Origin of the sequence: Candidatus Nitrospira nitrosa (assembly GCF_001458735.1) — a bacterium.
In the GTDB taxonomy this organism is placed as follows: domain Bacteria; phylum Nitrospirota; class Nitrospiria; order Nitrospirales; family Nitrospiraceae; genus Nitrospira_D; species Nitrospira_D nitrosa.
The window spans coordinates 201,512-218,916 of the sequence record NZ_CZQA01000008.1 but is presented as its reverse complement, the minus strand read 5'-3'; the positions used below and the strand labels follow the sequence as shown (position 1 = coordinate 218,916).

At 55.3% G+C, this 17,405-nt stretch carries 21 protein-coding genes; 18 read left to right on the top strand and 3 right to left on the bottom strand.

The window, feature by feature from the left end:
- Window positions 1-44 precede the first annotated feature (44 nt).
- A complete protein-coding gene (locus tag COMA1_RS09785; protein ID WP_090747614.1) occupies window positions 45-1,628 on the bottom strand; it encodes a M28 family peptidase in 1,584 nt (527 codons plus the stop codon).
- A 147-nt stretch (window positions 1,629-1,775) separates the two neighbouring features.
- Here COMA1_RS09785 and COMA1_RS09780 point away from each other — a divergent pair, with 147 nt between their 5' ends.
- The 4 genes from COMA1_RS09780 (at window position 1,776) to uvrB (ending at window position 5,511) form a co-directional block, all read left to right on the top strand.
- Window positions 1,776-2,030: a hypothetical protein gene (locus COMA1_RS09780; protein ID WP_090747612.1), complete on the top strand. Its 255-nt coding sequence runs from the start codon at window positions 1,776-1,778 to the stop codon at window positions 2,028-2,030.
- 8 nt (window positions 2,031-2,038) lie between these two features.
- Window positions 2,039-2,839 carry a hypothetical protein gene (locus tag COMA1_RS09775; protein WP_141654291.1) on the top strand — a complete coding sequence of 267 codons (801 nt, stop codon included), beginning with the start codon at window positions 2,039-2,041 and terminating at the stop codon, window positions 2,837-2,839.
- A gap of 265 nt (window positions 2,840-3,104) precedes the next feature.
- A complete protein-coding gene (locus COMA1_RS09765) occupies window positions 3,105-3,383 on the top strand; it encodes an RNA recognition motif domain-containing protein (protein ID WP_090747603.1) in 279 nt (92 codons plus the stop codon).
- Window positions 3,384-3,483: 100 nt separating this feature from the next.
- On the top strand, window positions 3,484-5,511 hold the full coding sequence (gene uvrB, locus COMA1_RS09760; protein ID WP_090747600.1) for an excinuclease ABC subunit UvrB: 2,028 nt from the start codon (window positions 3,484-3,486) through the stop codon (window positions 5,509-5,511).
- A 198-nt stretch (window positions 5,512-5,709) separates the two neighbouring features.
- Here uvrB and COMA1_RS09755 read toward each other — a convergent pair whose 3' ends face one another.
- Window positions 5,710-5,970: a DUF4321 domain-containing protein gene (locus COMA1_RS09755; RefSeq protein ID WP_090747597.1), complete on the bottom strand. Its 261-nt coding sequence runs from the start codon at window positions 5,968-5,970 to the stop codon at window positions 5,710-5,712.
- 236 nt (window positions 5,971-6,206) lie between these two features.
- Here COMA1_RS09755 and ffh point away from each other — a divergent pair, with 236 nt between their 5' ends.
- The 11 genes from ffh (at window position 6,207) to COMA1_RS09700 (ending at window position 14,969) form a co-directional block, all read left to right on the top strand.
- On the top strand, window positions 6,207-7,553 hold the full coding sequence (gene ffh, locus COMA1_RS09750; protein WP_090747594.1) for a signal recognition particle protein: 1,347 nt from the start codon (window positions 6,207-6,209) through the stop codon (window positions 7,551-7,553).
- A gap of 40 nt (window positions 7,554-7,593) precedes the next feature.
- The gene (gene rpsP / locus COMA1_RS09745; protein ID WP_090747590.1) at window positions 7,594-7,917 is read left to right on the top strand and encodes a 30S ribosomal protein S16; all 324 of its coding nucleotides are present in this window, start codon (window positions 7,594-7,596) and stop codon (window positions 7,915-7,917) included.
- Window positions 7,918-7,924: 7 nt separating this feature from the next.
- A complete protein-coding gene (gene rimM, locus COMA1_RS09740) occupies window positions 7,925-8,443 on the top strand; it encodes a ribosome maturation factor RimM (RefSeq protein ID WP_090747587.1) in 519 nt (172 codons plus the stop codon).
- A 2-nt stretch (window positions 8,444-8,445) separates the two neighbouring features.
- A complete protein-coding gene (trmD, locus tag COMA1_RS09735) occupies window positions 8,446-9,231 on the top strand; it encodes a tRNA (guanosine(37)-N1)-methyltransferase TrmD (protein WP_176697979.1) in 786 nt (261 codons plus the stop codon).
- Window positions 9,232-9,235: 4 nt separating this feature from the next.
- Window positions 9,236-9,640: a 50S ribosomal protein L19 gene (rplS, locus tag COMA1_RS09730; protein ID WP_090747585.1), complete on the top strand. Its 405-nt coding sequence runs from the start codon at window positions 9,236-9,238 to the stop codon at window positions 9,638-9,640.
- Window positions 9,641-9,706: 66 nt separating this feature from the next.
- Window positions 9,707-10,366, top strand: coding sequence for a ribonuclease HII (locus COMA1_RS09725; RefSeq protein ID WP_090747581.1), 660 nt, complete (start codon window positions 9,707-9,709; stop codon window positions 10,364-10,366).
- A 4-nt stretch (window positions 10,367-10,370) separates the two neighbouring features.
- Complete coding sequence (locus COMA1_RS09720; protein ID WP_090747578.1) at window positions 10,371-10,751, top strand: YraN family protein; 381 nt, start codon at window positions 10,371-10,373, stop codon at window positions 10,749-10,751.
- Between the two features lie 39 nt (window positions 10,752-10,790).
- Window positions 10,791-11,471: a cell division ATP-binding protein FtsE gene (gene ftsE / locus COMA1_RS09715; RefSeq protein WP_090748845.1), complete on the top strand. Its 681-nt coding sequence runs from the start codon at window positions 10,791-10,793 to the stop codon at window positions 11,469-11,471.
- Window positions 11,468-12,367: a cell division protein FtsX gene (locus COMA1_RS09710; RefSeq protein ID WP_090747575.1), complete on the top strand. Its 900-nt coding sequence runs from the start codon at window positions 11,468-11,470 to the stop codon at window positions 12,365-12,367. Before ftsE ends, COMA1_RS09710 begins: the two co-directional genes overlap by 4 nt.
- The gene (locus COMA1_RS09705) at window positions 12,364-13,545 is read left to right on the top strand and encodes a murein hydrolase activator EnvC family protein (RefSeq protein ID WP_090747572.1); all 1,182 of its coding nucleotides are present in this window, start codon (window positions 12,364-12,366) and stop codon (window positions 13,543-13,545) included. Before COMA1_RS09710 ends, COMA1_RS09705 begins: the two co-directional genes overlap by 4 nt.
- 65 nt (window positions 13,546-13,610) lie before the next feature.
- The gene (locus COMA1_RS09700; protein WP_245630987.1) at window positions 13,611-14,969 is read left to right on the top strand and encodes a S41 family peptidase; all 1,359 of its coding nucleotides are present in this window, start codon (window positions 13,611-13,613) and stop codon (window positions 14,967-14,969) included.
- 77 nt (window positions 14,970-15,046) lie between these two features.
- On the opposite strand, the gene COMA1_RS09695 is transcribed toward COMA1_RS09700, so the two are convergent.
- Complete coding sequence (locus tag COMA1_RS09695; protein ID WP_090747569.1) at window positions 15,047-15,517, bottom strand: histidinol-phosphatase; 471 nt, start codon at window positions 15,515-15,517, stop codon at window positions 15,047-15,049.
- A gap of 97 nt (window positions 15,518-15,614) precedes the next feature.
- Here COMA1_RS09695 and thiS point away from each other — a divergent pair, with 97 nt between their 5' ends.
- The 3 genes from thiS (at window position 15,615) to thiE (ending at window position 17,361) form a co-directional block, all read left to right on the top strand.
- Complete coding sequence (thiS, locus tag COMA1_RS21385) at window positions 15,615-15,833, top strand: sulfur carrier protein ThiS (protein ID WP_245630985.1); 219 nt, start codon at window positions 15,615-15,617, stop codon at window positions 15,831-15,833.
- A gap of 9 nt (window positions 15,834-15,842) precedes the next feature.
- The gene (locus tag COMA1_RS09690; RefSeq protein ID WP_218055353.1) at window positions 15,843-16,616 is read left to right on the top strand and encodes a thiazole synthase; all 774 of its coding nucleotides are present in this window, start codon (window positions 15,843-15,845) and stop codon (window positions 16,614-16,616) included.
- 118 nt (window positions 16,617-16,734) lie between these two features.
- Window positions 16,735-17,361, top strand: coding sequence for a thiamine phosphate synthase (gene thiE / locus COMA1_RS09685; protein ID WP_090747566.1), 627 nt, complete (start codon window positions 16,735-16,737; stop codon window positions 17,359-17,361).
- The last annotated feature ends 44 nt before the right edge of the window (window positions 17,362-17,405 follow it).

The following is a 17,405-nucleotide window of genomic DNA, read 5'->3' as shown; positions in this document are numbered from 1 at the left end:
GCAGCTGTGCGTGCCAATCGGTGTGCGGCGCCTCACTTCGTTTGCTATGGTAACGGAGCTAGGGTGCTAGATTCGTCTCCAATGTCCTTCGATCCATAGGCCAATCGCCACGTCAAGGCCAAGACGAATCGGGCTGTGGCTTTGAGGATCTTGGGATCGATGGTGTCAGCGGCGTCGGTTGGTTGATGGAAGTGTGGATGGACGCCGCCGCTGACGATAGTAATGGTTGGGACGCCAGCTTCTTTAAACGGGACATGATCGCCACCAGGGAAAAACCCATAGAGATCCAGCTTCTCCTTTAGGTCGGCAGACTGACCCGCCTCCAAGGCAATATCCTTCTCGATCCCAGTTACTCCGACGGTGAGTCGTCCACTGCCGACTCCGGCATGGTCGATGTTGATCATGGCTTTAGTGAGCGGGAGCGGTACGGCGGGGCGTGCGGTATACAGGCGTGAGCCGAGCATGTCGCGTTCTTCTCCGCTGAACGAGACGAAGAGGATGGTTCGGGAAGGACGTCTCTCAAGCTTGGCGAGTACCCGTCCTATCTCTAGGATGACTGCCGTTCCCGAGGCGTTGTCGTCGGCGCCCGGAAAGAGGATCCCACCGGGACGACCGAAGTGATCTCGATGGGCTCCGATAATCACGGTTTCCGGCCCTGTTCCCGGGATCATTCCAAGCACATTGATGAGCAGTCCATCCTCAGTCGTTGTCCTCCACTGAAGCGATACGAACTGCTCGGTCTTGGTTGCTTGTGATGAGGTCGTTTGGTTCAGACGTTCTTGGAGGACACGCAGGTGATCAGCATTAGGACCATCTGCGGCTTGGAGAAGTTCCTGTGCCAGCGCAGTACTGATCCACGCGCCGGGAATCGCCTGGTCCTGAGGCAGTTGGCCGTAGAAGGCGCTGGGCTTCCCCGTGACGCCGCGACGGACTTCATAGGGATGGAGAATGGGGCCTGTTGCCGTCAAGTAGCCAATCGCTCCACGCTCTTGCGCGTAGAGCACCTTATCGGCGTGGCTGATGGTTTGCCTGTAGTGTTCCGGCTTGCCTCGTAGAAACAGCACGATGCAATGATTCACGTCGACACCGGCATAGTCATCGATGTGTTGCGTCGTATCAACGATGCCATATCCGACGAAGACGACCGGGGCTTGGATTTCTGCGGAAGGCGAATCAAAAATGGGGAGATAGTCCAAGCCAAGAGCTTTGGTGATCAGATGATCTGTCGGTCCAACGCGTAGGATTGGATCCGGTGTGAGCACTGGTGTGGGGATCAGCGTGGCCATCGCACCGGATGAAGTCCCATCCTGTCCAGTGAAGAACGGTACGATCAGCGATCCATTGTGAACCCGTGTGAGCCGCAGGCCTGCTGCAAGAAACTCTTGCGCCACCCACCGTGCAGACTCGAGATCGGCGCTCGTGCCGGTTTGCCGTCCGTTGAACGAGGGGCCGCTGAGTGTTCGGATGTCGGCCAATATCCGTTCTGGAGAGAGTGACTCTAGGGCAGCTTGAAAAGCCGTCTCCGGTGCTTCTGCGAGAGTGATCTGAGGTTGCAGTAAGAAGGCCACGGTAGCGCAGATCACTATTCTGGCGAGTACCCGATTCATCCAGGCTACGATAGCATTCATGGCTGGTGCGTGGGTCACAGAGTGTAACGGTAGAATCCCGACGAATCATAGCATGTGGGGAAGCCGGTTGCAGAGGGCTACCGAGCCCAGGTACTATTCGAGCATCAGCGGCGATGGTTGGCCATGTCATGAGGATGGAGATTCGGGATGGCTGGGGGCGAACAGGGGAAAGGGTTGTACGACCATTTGTACCGGCGGTTTTTTGAGGAGCGTCATACCCACGAGGGCTACTCCTTCCAGCAGGCTCCAGGCGGAAGTGCGGCGCCTCCGATAGTGACGTTCCGTGAGAAACTGCGGTGGTGGACTTGGGATCGCTGGAAGCGGCGACGAACGCTCCTTGCTGAACGGGACCGGCTGCAGCGCGACATTCTTCAAATCAAGAAATCTGAGAGCTTCAAGTAAGGCAAGCCGTGTTAACGCTGATGGTCATTCGCGCATCACATGTCGGGAGGGGAGTGTTGGCGACGCTGGGGTTGTTGTTAGTGGCCGGAGCGGTTTTTACTATGATGGGGCCTTCCCTGAGCTACGGTGTTCAACGGGAGACGCAAGAGGAAAAGGCCACTAATCTGAAACAACAGGCAAAGGGTGGGCTCTTTCAGCAATGGGCTTTCGATCAAGAACCGATCGGCGGGCTGCCTCATGGTTTTGTGCAGGCCGTGTTCCGTGATGAGCCGCTTGCCGAGTGGGTTGTGCAACGTCATCCCACGGCTCCCTCCCCACCCAATGTCGTCGCTGCTTCGTCGAGTTGTCGGCAGTCTTGTTATCAGGTGTTGTTGGCGGAAGGGATGCAATATGAATATCCGGATGTGAGCGTTCGGTTGTACGCCTCCCCCGGGATTGCTGGATCAGGTGGAGTGGTGATCGGAGCACGTGATGCGAAAAATTTCTATGGTGCGACCGTGGACCTTGCAGCTCAGCAGGTCAGATTCGTTCGCCTTTCCAGCGGAGTCGCTACGGTTCTCGGGCAAGCGGCCGTCAATCTGAAATCGGTTGATTGGCATACTCTCAGAGTGCAACGCAATACGATCATCAGTAAAGACTTCATCGAGGTATTTGTGGATGGCACGCTCGTGCTATCCGTTGAGGACCAAGCGTTCGGATTGGGGCAGGTCGGATTTGTGGTGGCAGACAAGTCCACAATGCTGTTTGATAGTTTCCACGCGGTTCCGCTCTTTTCGCACCGGCCACTTTCCTCCCCTCCAGCTTACTAGTGTGAGCCAACCGGCCACCTGAGTCTGCCTTCAAACTTGCCTTTGCCTTTGCATCTGGGGTACGATTCACTCGTCAGCTTGTGAAAGGCCTGCGCAAGCTCGGCGCAGAAAGTGATGAGGCCTGGATAGATGTTGTGTTGGGCCAGTCCGGGAATCTGATCGGAAGCCAGAGCTAAGCCGCCGTGGTGTTGACGTCTTCGGCCCATTCCTTCCTCGTTGCTTTCTCGAGTCCAAAACAACATCCTTGTGTCAAAGGAGGAGCCTGATGGGTGCGAAGATTTATGTCGGTGGATTGCCGTATTCAACGACCGAGCAGCAGCTGAGTGACTTGTTTGCGGCGCATGGGTCTGTGGCCTCGGCCCGGATCATCACGGACAAGTTTACCGGGCAATCTCGTGGGTTTGGATTTGTGGAAATGTCCTCCGATGCTGAAGCGCAGGCGGCGGTTACCGCGTTGAACGGGACGCAACTCGGTGGACGTACCCTGACAGTCAATGAAGCGCGTCCTCAAGAGCCACGTTCCGGTGGCGGAGGCCGCGGTTAATCCGAGATCTGTTTCGTTGCCGATGAGGGGCTGCCGGAGGTTCCGGCAGCCCTTTTTACTTTTGAGGGCTATGGTGGGAGGGTTTTGATGTTGATTGGGTATGCGATCCGTCGCATCGCGGGAGGGTGTCGTGCCGCCCTTTAAGCTGGATGCCCCCTTCAAGCCTTGTGGAGATCAGCCTGCCGCCATCGACAAGCTGACGGCCGGAATCCACGCAGGAACCAAGCATCAGGTTTTGTTGGGAGTCACAGGATCAGGCAAGACATTTACGATGGCTAATCTTGTCGAACGTGTCCAGAAGCCGACGCTGGTGCTCGTGCACAACAAAACTCTGGCCGGACAACTCTACCAGGAATTCAAACAGTTTTTCCCCCATAACGCCGTCGAGTATTTTGTGAGTTATTACGATTATTATCAGCCGGAAGCCTATATCCCGCAGAGTGATACCTACATTGCCAAGGACTCCTCGATCAATGACGCCATTGATCAGATGCGTCACTCCGCGACGACAGAGCTGTTACAACGAAATGATGTTCTGATTGTGTCCTCCGTCTCCTGTATCTATGGGCTGGGGTCGCCGGAGGTGTACCATGACATGCTGATTTATCTAGAGGTCGGTCTCGAAGCACGGCGCGATAAGCTTTTGTCGAAGTTGGTGGATATTCAATATGAACGCAATGATGTGGATTTTCATCGTGGAACTTTTCGGGCGCGCGGAGATGTGATCGAAATTTTCCCTGCGTCGTCGGAAGCGAAATCCGTACGCATCGAACTCTTCGGGGATATGGTGGATGCCATTCATGAAATTGATCCGCTCACTGGGAAGTCCTTGGGAAAACTGCCCAAGGTTGCGATCTACCCGAATACCCACTATCTGATTGCGCCGGATCGCTATGAGCGGGCCATTACCGGTATTGAGGAAGAACTCGACGAGCGTGTTGCCTATTTTAGAAAATCCGGACGGCTCTTGGAGGCTCAGCGGATTGAGCAGCGTACGAAGTTTGATCTTGAGATGATCCGAGCAATGGGCTATTGCCACGGAATTGAAAACTATTCTCGGCATCTCAGCGGAAGAAATCCGGGCCAGGCGCCCCCCACGTTGCTGGATTACTTTCCGAAGGAGTTTCTGTTGATCGTCGATGAGTCTCACGCGACCATCCCTCAAGTCGGAGGCATGTATGAGGGGGATTTTTCACGGAAACGGACTCTCGTGGAGTACGGATTCAGACTTCCGTCGGCTGTTGATAATCGACCGTTAAAATTTGTGGAGTTCGAACAGTGTCTCAATCAGGTCGTGTATGTGTCGGCCACACCCGGCACCTACGAGCTCACGCATGCAGGTCATGAGGTCGTGGAGCAGATCGTTCGTCCGACCGGACTGATGGACCCGCATATCGAAGTCGTACCGGCCAAAGGGCAAGTTGACCATCTTCTCGGCCAAGTTCGTGCAGAGGTGGCTAAGCGGGGAAGAGTGCTTGTGACAACGCTGACGAAGCGGATGGCGGAGGATTTGACAGAGTACTATCACGATTTGGGCGTAAAGGTTCGCTATCTCCATTCCGACATCAAAACGCTTGAGCGAGCTGAGATTATCCGGGATCTCCGGTGTGGAACGTTTGATGTCTTGGTCGGAATCAATTTACTGCGAGAGGGGTTGGACCTTCCCGAGGTGAGCCTCGTTGCGATTCTGGATGCGGATAAGGAAGGTTACCTGCGTTCCTACCGCGCGTTGATCCAAACGGCCGGCCGGGCAGCACGCAATCTCGAAGGGCGGGTAATTTTTTATGGCGACGGTGTGACGGATTCGATGAAGCAGGCCATTGACGAGACGACTCGCCGTCGTGGGATTCAGGCCGAGTACAATCGCATCCACGGCATTACGCCGGTCGGTATTACGAAAGGGATTCCGTCGCTTGAGTACGCGGTCACAGACCTTGATTACGTTCAATTACCGCTTGCGGCGGAATCCGATGCGGAATATGGAAGTGCAGAGTCAACCGATCGACTGATTCAACGACTGGAGATCGAGATGAAAGCGGCTGCGAAGGAGCTGGCCTTCGAACGAGCCGCAGAGTTGCGGAATCGGATCAGGGCGTTGCGACTTCAGACGTTAGATGCGAAGGATTAATAAGTTGCAGGAAAGCTTGGTGATTCGCAACAATGCAGCGAGACCGTTTCGTACAACACTCGGACCACAATAATTCAGGATGTTCAAAAAGGCCGTCCAGCAAGGCCGCAGCGAGCGAAGAGGTGAGGCGTACGCTTCGGTACGGTGAGCCTCTGAGCGATGTGAGAACGCCGCTGGCGGAGTTTTTTAGCACCCTGCTTAGACGTGCTTGTACAGATAGATGCCGACAAACATGCCGAGGATGCTCAATATGTTGATTTTGAGGCTGAACCCCAATACGAGTTTGATCAACACAAGATCCACGGTCAGGGGCGGATTAATGCCGGGCATGAAATGCGTTGAGAAAATACTTTGGATGGTGCCCTGAGGTGCCATCACATGGAGAATTTCGCCAAGGATCCCGCCCAGTAGACCTCCGATGACCACAAACACGATCAGGACCCAGGGCGATTTTCGCACGTGGCTTCTCCTCGTTGACGGCTTCCCTGTAGGCGAGTGGTGAGGTCGAACGGTCTCACAGGGGCACCATATCTGAAGGGTTTCTGCATGTCAATAAAACTACTGACTTCTGGTGACCTTGACTTGCTTTCTGTGGTCCTATACACTTTCCGGTGCTCTTTATCTAGGATTTTCGAGGCAATCGGAGGTCTGGTGCAAGGCCTCGGTAGCCTCTTTTTGTGCGGCGGTACGGTGTCATGCTTGATGCATTAAGTGAGAAGTTCGAAAAGGTTCTGAAAAAGCTCCGTGGGCAAGGTGTGCTTACCGAGCAGAATATTACTGAAGCGCTCAAGGAGGTGCGATTTGCTCTCCTCGAAGCGGACGTCAATTTTAAGATCGTCAAAGAGTTTATCGATCGTGTGCGCGAAAAGGCGATTGGGCAGGAGGTCCTGCAGAGTCTGACTCCAGGCCATCAGGTTGTCAAGGTCGTCTGGGATGAGCTCCGGGCGATGATGGGGCAAGATCGAGTTGGACTCGCTCTCAACTCCCAACCGCCGACCATCGTCATGATGGTCGGACTGCAAGGTGCAGGAAAGACGACGGCCAGCGGAAAGCTTGCGCGTCTTTTCAAGACTCAAGGCAAGCGAGTGCTGCTGGTGGCGGCTGATCCGCGTCGCCCTGCTGCGGGTGAGCAGTTGAGTGCATTGGGGCGAGATCTTGGAGTCGAAGTACATCGTGCCGATCAGACTCAAGCTTCACAAGCCGATGTGGTCCGGATCTGCGGTGCCGGTGTGGATCGAGGCCGAGAGCAGGGCTTTGATCTGGTCATTCTGGATACCGGCGGTCGGTTGCATATTGATGATGAGTTGATGGGGGAATTGACCGCGGTGAAGGCTGCCGTGGCCCCTCATGAGGTACTCTTAGTCGCGGATGCGATGACCGGCCAGGACGCTGTCACTATGGCCGGACAGTTTGATCAACGGGTCGGCCTCACCGGCATTATCCTGACCAAGGTCGAGGGAGATGCGCGCGGGGGGGCGGTCTTGTCGATTCGAGCTGCCACAGGAAAGCCGATCAAGTTTTTGGGGGTTGGGGAAAAACTCGATGCGCTCGAACCGTTTCATCCGGACCGGATGGCCTCCCGTATTCTTGGGATGGGGGATGTGCTGTCCCTCATTGAAAAAGCACAGGAAAGCATTACACGGGAACAGGCGGAGGCCGCTCAGAAACGGCTCACCAGTAACACCTTTACGCTGGAAGATTTTCGGACCCAGTTGGGACAAATGAATCGCATGGGTTCGTTTGAACAGATTTTGGGCATGCTTCCCGGTGGACAAAAGCTCAAGGAAGCGATGGAGGGCAATAAACCCGAGCGAGAGATCAGTCGGGTGGTCGCTGTGATTGATTCGATGACCGTGAAAGAGCGTCGCGATCATACGATCATTAATGGAAGCCGAAAAAAAAGGATTGCGCGGGGAAGTGGTACGACGGTGCAGGATGTGAATCGGCTCATCAAGCAATTCCTGTCTGCAAAGAAGTTGGCAAAGGCAATGACCGGTGCGGGAGGGCGTCGGCAACTCGCTCAGCTCTTGCGTGCACGGTAATCGATTCAGAAGACTTGAACCAGGGTAAAGGAGGATTGTTGTGGCTGTACATTTAAGGCTCGCTCGCACAGGACGACATAAACGACCGATGTATCGGGTGGTGGCGGCAGACTCGCGGAAAGCACGCGATGGCCGCTTCATCGAAATTCTTGGAATTTTCGACCCGCTGAAAGAAGCTGGCGTGCCGGAACTCAAGCAGGAGCGGGTGCTGACGTGGCTTCACCAAGGGGCTCAACCGACGGTAACCGTGCGGACATTGCTGCGTCGTGCGGGGGTCTGGAAGCAGTTTGAGGCTGAAAAGTCCGCAAAGGAGAAGGCTCCGGCTGAAAAGTCCACTCAGAAGAAGGCTTCAGCAAAAGCTTGACCGTGGGATGGTGAGTCAACCGGAAACCGTCACAGTGGGACGGATCGAGCGGCCGTTTGGTGTTCGTGGAGAGGTCAAGGTTCGCTCCCTCTCCGATGTCCCAGGTCGACTGGAGGGGTTGACGCATGTCAGCCTTCTGGCCACAAACGGACGGACGCTGGAAACCGGCGTGACCCATGTGAGGCGAGCGGGAACGAGCTTTATCCTTGGCTTGTCCGCCTTCACCACACCAGAAGAAGCAGGCCTTTGGCGTGGGGGATTGATTCAGACAGTTCGCGGGGCTATCCCTGAGCTTCCATCGGGGCAGTACTATGAGTGCGATTTGGTGGGGCTCGCCGTCCAGACGGAGTCAGGGGAGCTGCTTGGTACGGTGGAGGCGATATGGGAATTGCCAGGCAATTCGCTGATCGTTGTTCGCGATGGAAGTAAAGAGGTCTTGATCCCGGCGGCAAAAGAATTCGTGCTTGCGGTTGATCTGATCGCTCGAATCATGACGGTGCGGTTGATCGACGGGCTTGGTGATTAGCCATGATACGGTTCGATGTCCTGACATTGTTCCCAGGTATGTTTGCGCCGGTTTTGGCGCAGAGCATGCTCAAGCGTGGCCAGGAGAAGGGACTTCTCACCGTGCGGGTGCACAATCTGCGCGACTTTACAGCGGATCGCCACAAAGTCGTCGACGATATGCCGTACGGAGGTGGTGCGGGGATGGTCATGAAAGCCGAACCGATTCTCCAGGCGGTTTCCGCAGTGCGGAGAGAGGCTCAGTCGCAAGGAGAAGAGATTCGGGTGCTGTTTCCGACTCCTCATGGGCGCCCGTTGACACAGTTATATGCGCAAGAGTTGGCGACCGAGTCTCGTCGGATGGTGATTCTGTGTGGCCACTATGAGGGTGTGGATGAGCGTGTCCGTCTCGCTCTGGCGCCTGAAGAGATTTCACTCGGAGATTATGTGCTTACGGGAGGTGAACTGCCGGCGTTAGTGTTGATCGATGCCACGACAAGGCTCGTTCCTGGCGTGTTGGGCGATCCAAGTTCTGCCGTCGATGAGTCATTTTCTGAGTCGCTCTTAGAGTATCCACAGTACACGAGACCGGCGGAGATCAACGGTATCACGGTGCCGGAGGTCTTGTTGTCTGGTCATCATGAGGCCATTCGCTTGTGGCGTCGCAAACAGGCCTTGCGTAGCACGTATCTCAGACGCCCTGATTTGCTGCGGGATCGGACGTTTACGAAAGAAGATCGACAATTGTTGGATGAGTTGATGAATGAAGGCCTGTTGACGGCCCCGTTATTATGCGAGGAGGAGGGTTGAGGACATGAATCAGTTGGAGCGAATTCAGCGATCATTGACGAAAAAGTCGGTTCCGCACTTCGAGATAGGAGACACCGTACGTGTCCATGTCAAAGTCGTGGAAGGCGAGAAGGAACGTATTCAGGTGTATGAAGGGACGGTCATCGCCCGTAAGGGCAGCTTGAACACCGAAATGTTCACGGTCAGGAAACTCTCGTACGGCGTGGGTGTCGAGCGGATTTTCCCCGTGCACTCTCCGATTGTGTCGAAGATCGATGTCGTGCGCCAGGGGCGCGTTCGACGTGCCAAGCTGTACTATCTCCGCGGCAAGAAAGGGCGGTTTGCCAAAGTTGAGGAGCGGGAGTTTGTTGGAGAGAGCAAATCTTCTGCCCAGCCTGCGGTATCCGAAGAAGGAGCGGTTACGGCGTAGGTCAGCTCTACGCAGGCGTTCCATCATGGCTGGCCGATCGGCAGGATCGTCGGTAGAGAGCGATTGATGGGACCTACTGATGAGTTTGAACGAGCAGCCCGACTCTGTGGATATCGCCGTATCGCTGGGATTGATGAAGTAGGGCGTGGTCCATTGGCGGGACCCGTGGTGGCGGCTGCAGTGATCCTTCCTGTACGCAGTCGGCTTGCCGGGGTGAACGATTCGAAGCAACTGTCAGAGCGTGAACGGGAACGGTTCTACATCACGATCCGCGAGCAAGCGGTGGGAATGGGAATCGGATGGGCCGACGTTGCAGAAATCGACCGGTTGAATATTCTTGAGGCCACCCGGCTTGCCATGCGACGGGCTCTCGAACAGCTGGTCCCGTTACCTGATTATGTGCTCATCGATGCTGTGAGCCTACCCGGTGTCAGCATTCCAGCACGGCCGATCATCAAAGGAGATTCCTTATCCATCTCGATTGCTGCTGCCTCTATCGTGGCCAAGGTCACGAGAGATCGGTTGATGGCACGCTATCATGACACGTTCCCGGAGTACGGGTTCCTCTCACACAAGGGGTATGGGACGGCGGAACACCTGGAACGGCTTGCGCACCACGGCCCTTGTTCCATCCACCGTCGAAGTTTTGCTCCAGTCAAACTTGCCATGAGTGCCAGGAAGATGGGGGAGGTTCATCCGACGGGTCCCACGTTATCCGAGGCATAATCCCATGTACGCTGCAGATCCGCGTCACCAGTTCGGCCAGGTCAGCGAGATGAGGGCGGAGCAGTTCTTGATCGCGAAGGGGTATCGTATCCTTGACCGAAATGTGCGGCTCTCAATCGGTGAATTGGACCTCGTCGCAGATGATCAGGGGGTCGTCGTCTTTGTCGAGGTCAAGGGTAGGAGCACTGAGGCGTTTGGAGGCGCACTGTCGGCAGTGGATCGCCGTAAGCAGGCGAAACTGTCGAAGCTGGCCGCGCAGTATCTGGCGCAGCGGCACTGGTCTGATAAGCTCTGTCGATTCGATGTTGTCTTGGTTCAAGGAAAGCCATCGGCCCCGGGGCAGATTGAACACATCTCCAATGCGTTCGATGTCACCGAGTTGTGACAGGTCTCATCTCTATCGAGAGGGGTCTTCGTGGACGCGATGATTCAGCTCATCCATGTCTCGAAATGGTACGACCGAAGACCCGCGCTCTCCGACGTCATGATCGAGATCGAGAAGGGAGAGTTCGTGCTGCTCATGGGCCCCAGTGGATCGGGAAAATCGACGATCCTACGTATGCTGATCGGGGAGGAGCAACCGGATGAGGGACAGCTTTTTGTTCAAGGTAAGAATGTCACGAAACTGAAACGGTCTGAGATCCCATACCTGCGACGGAAGGTGGGCTCGGTCTTTCAAGACTTCCGCTTGCTGCCGAAGAAATCAGTATTTGACAATGTGGCACTCCCGCTAATCGTGCAGGGTGTCTCAGAAAAAGATATTCGACGTAAGGTCACGGAAGCGTTGCGAGCAGTCGGCGTTGAGCATAAGCGTGACCAGTCCCCCAGTAGTCTGTCCACGGGAGAGCAACAGCGAGTGTGTATCGCTCGGGCGATCGTGAACGGACCGGTCGTTCTGTTGGCGGATGAGCCGACGGGCAATCTTGATCCCGAACTCACGGGTGAGATCATCGAGCTGTTTAAACTGATCAATGCCAGGGGTACCACGGTGGTTGTGGCGACGCATAATCATCATGTCATGCGTCAAGTGAATTGCCGAGTGATCAGCTTGATGCAAGGCGTCGTCCTCCCGGAACGGGCGATGCCTGACCGGGTCGGCGTATGAGGCGGCTCTTCTATCTGGTTCGCGAGGCCTGGGCCAACATGCGGACGAACCGCATGACGACCATCGTTGCCATCTTGACCACGGCATTTACGTTGACCTGTGTTGGAATCTTTCTCCTCCTCTATGTGAATCTACAGCATGCGGCGGGATGGCTTCAGGAAGACGTCAAGGTTATGGTGTATTTGGAGGACCGCCTCTCTCGAGATGGGCGTCTGCAGCTTGAACTGATGCTCAAGTCCGATCACATGGTAGGAAGTGTGCTCTATATCTCGAAGGAGCAGGCTTTGGCGGAGTTCCGTACGCAATTCCCCGATGATTCTCATCTGCTCGAGGGGCTTGGCGAGAATCCTCTCCCGGCCTCATTCGTCGTGACGCTGGCTCAGAACTCTCGCTCTCCCGAGGCCATTAAAGAATGGGTGGAACAAGTTCAAACCATGGGAGGAGTGGCAAAGGTCGACTATAATCAGCAATGGATCAGCCTGTTGGCCGAGCTCATCGGCTATATTGAATTGGCAGCGCTCGGCGTGGGGATCCTCCTCTCAGCCGCCGCGGTGACGATTATCGGGAATACAATCAGGCTTACTTTGTTTACCAGACGAGAAGAGATCGAAATTCTTCGCTCGATCGGGGCCACCGGCACCTTCATCCGTGTTCCGTACTTCCTCGAGGGGGCGGTGCTGGGAGCGTGTGGCAGCGCCTTATCCCTGGGAATTCTCAAGGTCGGGTTCGAACTGTTCCGGCAACAAGTGCAGTTCGTCAGCCGTTTCAGCGAAATGGAGGGGCTGATATCATTTTTCCCACTCTCTGCTTGTCTTGCACTGGTCCTCGCTGGAATGGCACTGGGTTTTACCGGCAGTGTGGTCTCGCTACTGCGCATTAGAGAAGGACGTGTATGAGACTCCCCCTCCTTCTGCTGGCCGGGTTTCTGGCACTCGGGGGGTGGGTCATGCCCGTTGAGGCAGCCACGGATCCCCTCGCCGAAAAAATTCAGCGTGAGCGAAAGCGTCTTGAAGCACTAAAAGACAAAATTGAAGAAAAGCGGAAGCGGGAAGAAGCTGCCGAAAAAAAGAGGGAATCCGTGCTACAAGGACTCCAATCCTTGGATGAACGATTGCTCCACCATCGACAAGATCATCAGGATATCAATAGAAAACTGCGACAAAAAGATCATGAGCTGAATGAGATTACTGAACAGTTGGTGGTGACGCGGACCAGTGTCCAATCGCGACGGGAGGCCATCTTGGCCCGGCTTCGCGTGCAGTACATGGAAGGCCGGTTCGGGTATGTGAAGGCGCTGTTAACCGCTGATTCCTACGGAGATCTTCAACGCCGCGGGCAGTATCTCTCCGCTGTCTCGCAGAAGGACTACGAGCTGCTTCGAGGTTTTCGAGCCGACATGGCACGGATGGAGCAGGCTGAGCACCAGCGGGCTGACGCTCGAGATGGGCTGGTGGTTTTCAAGCAAAACATCGAAAAGAAGCTTGCCGACATTCGAGTGCTTCAAAAAGAGAAAACCCTCTATCTGACGAAAATTACACATCAGAAAGATGCCTATCATCGTGCGGTCGAAGAGCTGGAACGGTCAGCCTCACGGGTGGATCATTTGCTGCAGGACTTGGAATCGCGTCGGCGGGCCGTGGCCATGCGCCCGCCGACGACGGCATCGCTCCCACGTGGCGTTCGAGGAGCACTGCCCTGGCCGGCCGAAGGACAGGTGGTGTCGTTCTTCGGGCGGCAGAAGCATCCCACCTTTGACACCTATGTCCAACGCAAAGGGATCGAAATTCGTACGACCGAGGGGAGTCAGATTCATGCCGTGATGCCCGGGAGCATTGTTTATGCGGACTGGTTGAAAGGGTACGGACTCGTTATAATCCTGGATCATGCCAACGGGTTCTTCTCGCTGTATGCCCATGCATCCAAGATTTTGGCCAAGGTTGGTGAGCAGGTGGTCGAAGGCCAGTCGATTGGGGAAACCGGAGACACGGGCATGACAGGAGAAAATACATTATACTTTGAGTTGCGTGAGGGAGCTGAGCCGGTCGATCCGCTCCACTGGCTGGCGAAGAAATAAAGGGAAGTCGTGAACGCGCCTCCAGACCGAATGGTTCGATGGCGTAAGAAAGAAGGGATGAAAAGATGATGGAACAGCAACCGCGGCGAAAATCTTGGGTGGTCGGGCCGATGATTGCACTCGCCCTGCTTGGTGGCGTCATCATCGGGAAGGGTTGGGAGCGGACCGGACATGCCAGCGAAACCTATGAGGAGCTGAAGACCTTCTCGGAAGTGCTGAACCAGGTCCAGAAGCACTATGTCGACGAGACAAAACCGAAAGATTTGATTCAAGGCGCTATTCGCGGGATGCTGTCGACGCTCGATCCGCACTCTGCCTATATGACGCCTGAGATGTACAAAGAGATGCAGGTTGAAACCAGAGGCGAATTTGGAGGAGTCGGGATCCAAATCGGCGTGAAGGATAATCGGTTGGCGGTGATTGCCCCGATCGAAGGTACCCCTGCTCATCGAGCCGGCATCAAGGCAGGGGATTTCATCACCAAGGTCAATGAGGATCCGACCAAAGATTTGACGTTGATGGATGCCGTGCAGAAGATGCGGGGGCCGAAGGGGAGTAAAGTCAATCTGACCATTCAACGCGATGGTGCGACAGATCCCTTGGTGTTTACCCTCGTTCGGGACACCATCAAAATTGAAAGTGTAAAGTCCAAGGTGATCGATAACCTCGGCTATGTTCGGCTCACCCAGTTCCAAGAAGCCACGGGGAGGGATTTGGCCAAAGCGATCAAGCAATTTAAGGAGCAGAAGGTCCAGGGCGCGATCCTCGACCTACGGAACAATCCAGGCGGGCTACTGACGGCGGCGGTTGATGTGTCCGAGCAATTCCTGCCGACGGGAAAGCTGGTGGTCTATACCAAGAGCCGAGAAGGGAAGAAGGATGAATGGGTTGCGAAGGCAAAAGATCAATTGGAGGACCTTCCTGTCATTATCCTTGTGAACGAGGGATCAGCGAGCGCATCGGAAATCGTTGCTGGAGCGCTCCAAGATTGGGGCCGGGGTCTCGTGGTGGGAACGACATCGTTTGGAAAAGGATCGGTCCAGACCATCTTGGCTTTGGGAGATGGGTCGGGACTTCGCCTCACGACCGCGAAGTACTATACGCCGAAAGGTCGATCGATCCAGTCGACCGGGATTACCCCCGATATTGTGGTGAAGCTGTCTGGGCCAGTGGTGGCCAAGGCGACCGAAGGGAAATCTGGAGACAAGGAAGCAGAGCCGAAAGCGGTCAAGCCTCCGACAGGGAAGGATGCCGCACCACAGAATGGGAAGTCTCCGGACGAGGGAGGATCGAAGAACGGGACGCCTCCACCAGCCTTGCCTGAAGCGGGTGGGGAGCTTTCTCTTGATCAAGATGTGCAGCTGCAGAAGGCGGTAGAATTGTTAAAGAGCTGGAAGGTATTTAAGGAACTCAAGGCGTCATAGCGGGGATAGTAACAAGACTGCCCTTCCGCCTCATGGAGGTTGAAGGGCAGCAAGGGTCTTAACTGGGTCTTAACCTCCTAATGCTCGGGATTTTGGATCCGTTGTTGGACCGCCTGTAACAACGTTTCTTCTGATCCTGAGAAGCTCGGGAGAGTTCGAAGTAAGTGAGACTCGATGAGTTGGGCCAGATCGGGCAAGGTCTTGATACTCAGTCTGAAGTACAAGTACGAGACGAGTGAATCCGACAGCCCCGGAAGTGTTGCCCAACTCTTAACCTCCTCGGGGAGTGGAGTTTTCAGCTCTTCGTAGGAACGGATCTTCCCGGTCTCAAGAAACTCCTCGATCTTTTTGGCTAAATCCGTGCCGATCCCGTCAATTTCTTCAAGCCCCTGGCGCTGTGACACCACTGCCACATCTTCTTCAAGGGCAAGCAACGCTTCCGCCGCATGTCGATAGGCCCGCACGCGATAGGGGTTCGCTCGCTGAGCCGACAGCAGATCGGCCATTGAGCGAAAAATCGCCGCGAGATGCTGATTGTTGTCCTGCATGGGTAGACTCTTACCCGGCTATTGTGCGGGTTTCGCCGATACCGGCGCAAGCCCCATTTATTGACAAGGTGAATTCCTGTCCCATAGGATGAGAGGCATGCAGAATGCCATTAAAATCCATGTGAACGGGGAAGCGCGGACCTGTCGTAGTGGGGCAACGGTCTCGGATTTATTGACAGAGTTGGACATCAAGACCGAAAGGGTCGCGGTGGAGCTGAACCTCGAAATTCTGGATCGTGCAGCTTTGGGTCAGCGCCAGATCAAGGACGGAGATCGGGTGGAGATTATGAGTTTCATCGGTGGCGGATCATTTTGAGAGGACAGCATGATGGACGATCGACTGATAATTGCTGGACGTGAGTTCAAATCCAGGCTCTGGGTTGGAACGGGAAAATACAAAGACTTTGCGGAAACGAAAAAAGCGATAGAGCTGTCTGGCGCCGATGTCGTGACGGTCGCGGTCCGTCGCGTGAATATCACCGATCGATCGAAGGAGAATCTTCTCGATTACATCGACCCTAAAAAATATACGATTTTGCCCAACACAGCCGGATGTTATACGGTGGAAGATGCCGTGCGATACTCGCGACTGGCTCGCGCTGCTGGCGTGTCCGATTTAGTGAAGTTGGAAGTGCTCGGCGACGAGCGAACGTTGTTCCCGGATACGGCGGGCTTAATCGAAGCTGCCAAGATTCTCATTAAGGAAGGATTCATTGTCCTTCCCTACACGAATGACGATCCCATCGTCGCGCAGAAACTCGTCGATGTTGGGTGTCCCGCCGTCATGCCGCTGGCGGCGCCGATCGGATCAGGTCTTGGAATCCGCAACCCCTATAATTTGAAAATCATTATGGAAATGATCAAGGTGCCGATCATCGTCGATGCCGGTGTGGGGACCGCGTCCGATGCCGCATTTGCGATGGAGTTAGGCGCCGATGCGGTGCTGATGAACACAGCGATTGCCGGGGCCCAAGATCCGCTTGCGATGGCGGAAGCCATGAAGTATGCGGTGCATGCCGGTCGACTGGCGTACAAGGCCGGCCGTATTCCTCGGAAGCTGTATGCCACGGCCAGCAGTCCGATCGAAGGGATGCTCTAAAGACAGTCGTGAGGGCTGAAGCCAGAGTTGTGTGGTTGTATAACAATGACGAGTAGCCAGAATGTGAGAGGAGAGATCGCCTTTGTGAGCTCATCGATTTTGTCTCATTCCTTTACTGATGCCGCCCATTGATTTTCGCTTGCTCCTCGTGACTGATCGTCATCAGACGCGCGGGCGTCCCCTTCCCGAGATTCTCCATCACGCCGTCGTTGCAGGTCTGCCGGCTATTCAAGTGCGCGAACGTGATCTTCCGACGGGCGAGCTCCTTCCGCTGTTACAGGAAATTCAGTCAATCACGACGCCACGCGCCGTTCCTCTGATCGTCAATGACCGTGTGGATCTTATGATGGCGCTCAATCTTGATGGAGTGCATCTTCGATCCAACAGCCTGCCGGCGCAGCCGGTTCGTGAGTTAGTCGGGTCGCGGCGATTGATTGGAGTCTCCACCCACTCTGCCGAAGATGTCCAACGGGCGAATCAGCAGGGTGCTGATTATGTCGTGTTTGGCCCCATCTTTGACACACCGTCCAAACGAGCATTCGGGCATCCGCTAGGGCTTGCATTACTGACCGAGGTTTGCCGTCGATCGTCCGTCCCGGTATTTGCCATCGGAGGCATTACGTGCGAACGGGTGGGAGACGTTCGCCGAGCCGGTGCTCACGGAGTCGCGGTGATCGGGGCGTTGTTGACGCGTGATGATATCGGTGAAGCGCTTCGGGAGTTCACGGACGCGTTGCAGATGTGATGCGATGTGACGGCGAGTGAGTCTATCCCGCGTCAGAACACCCG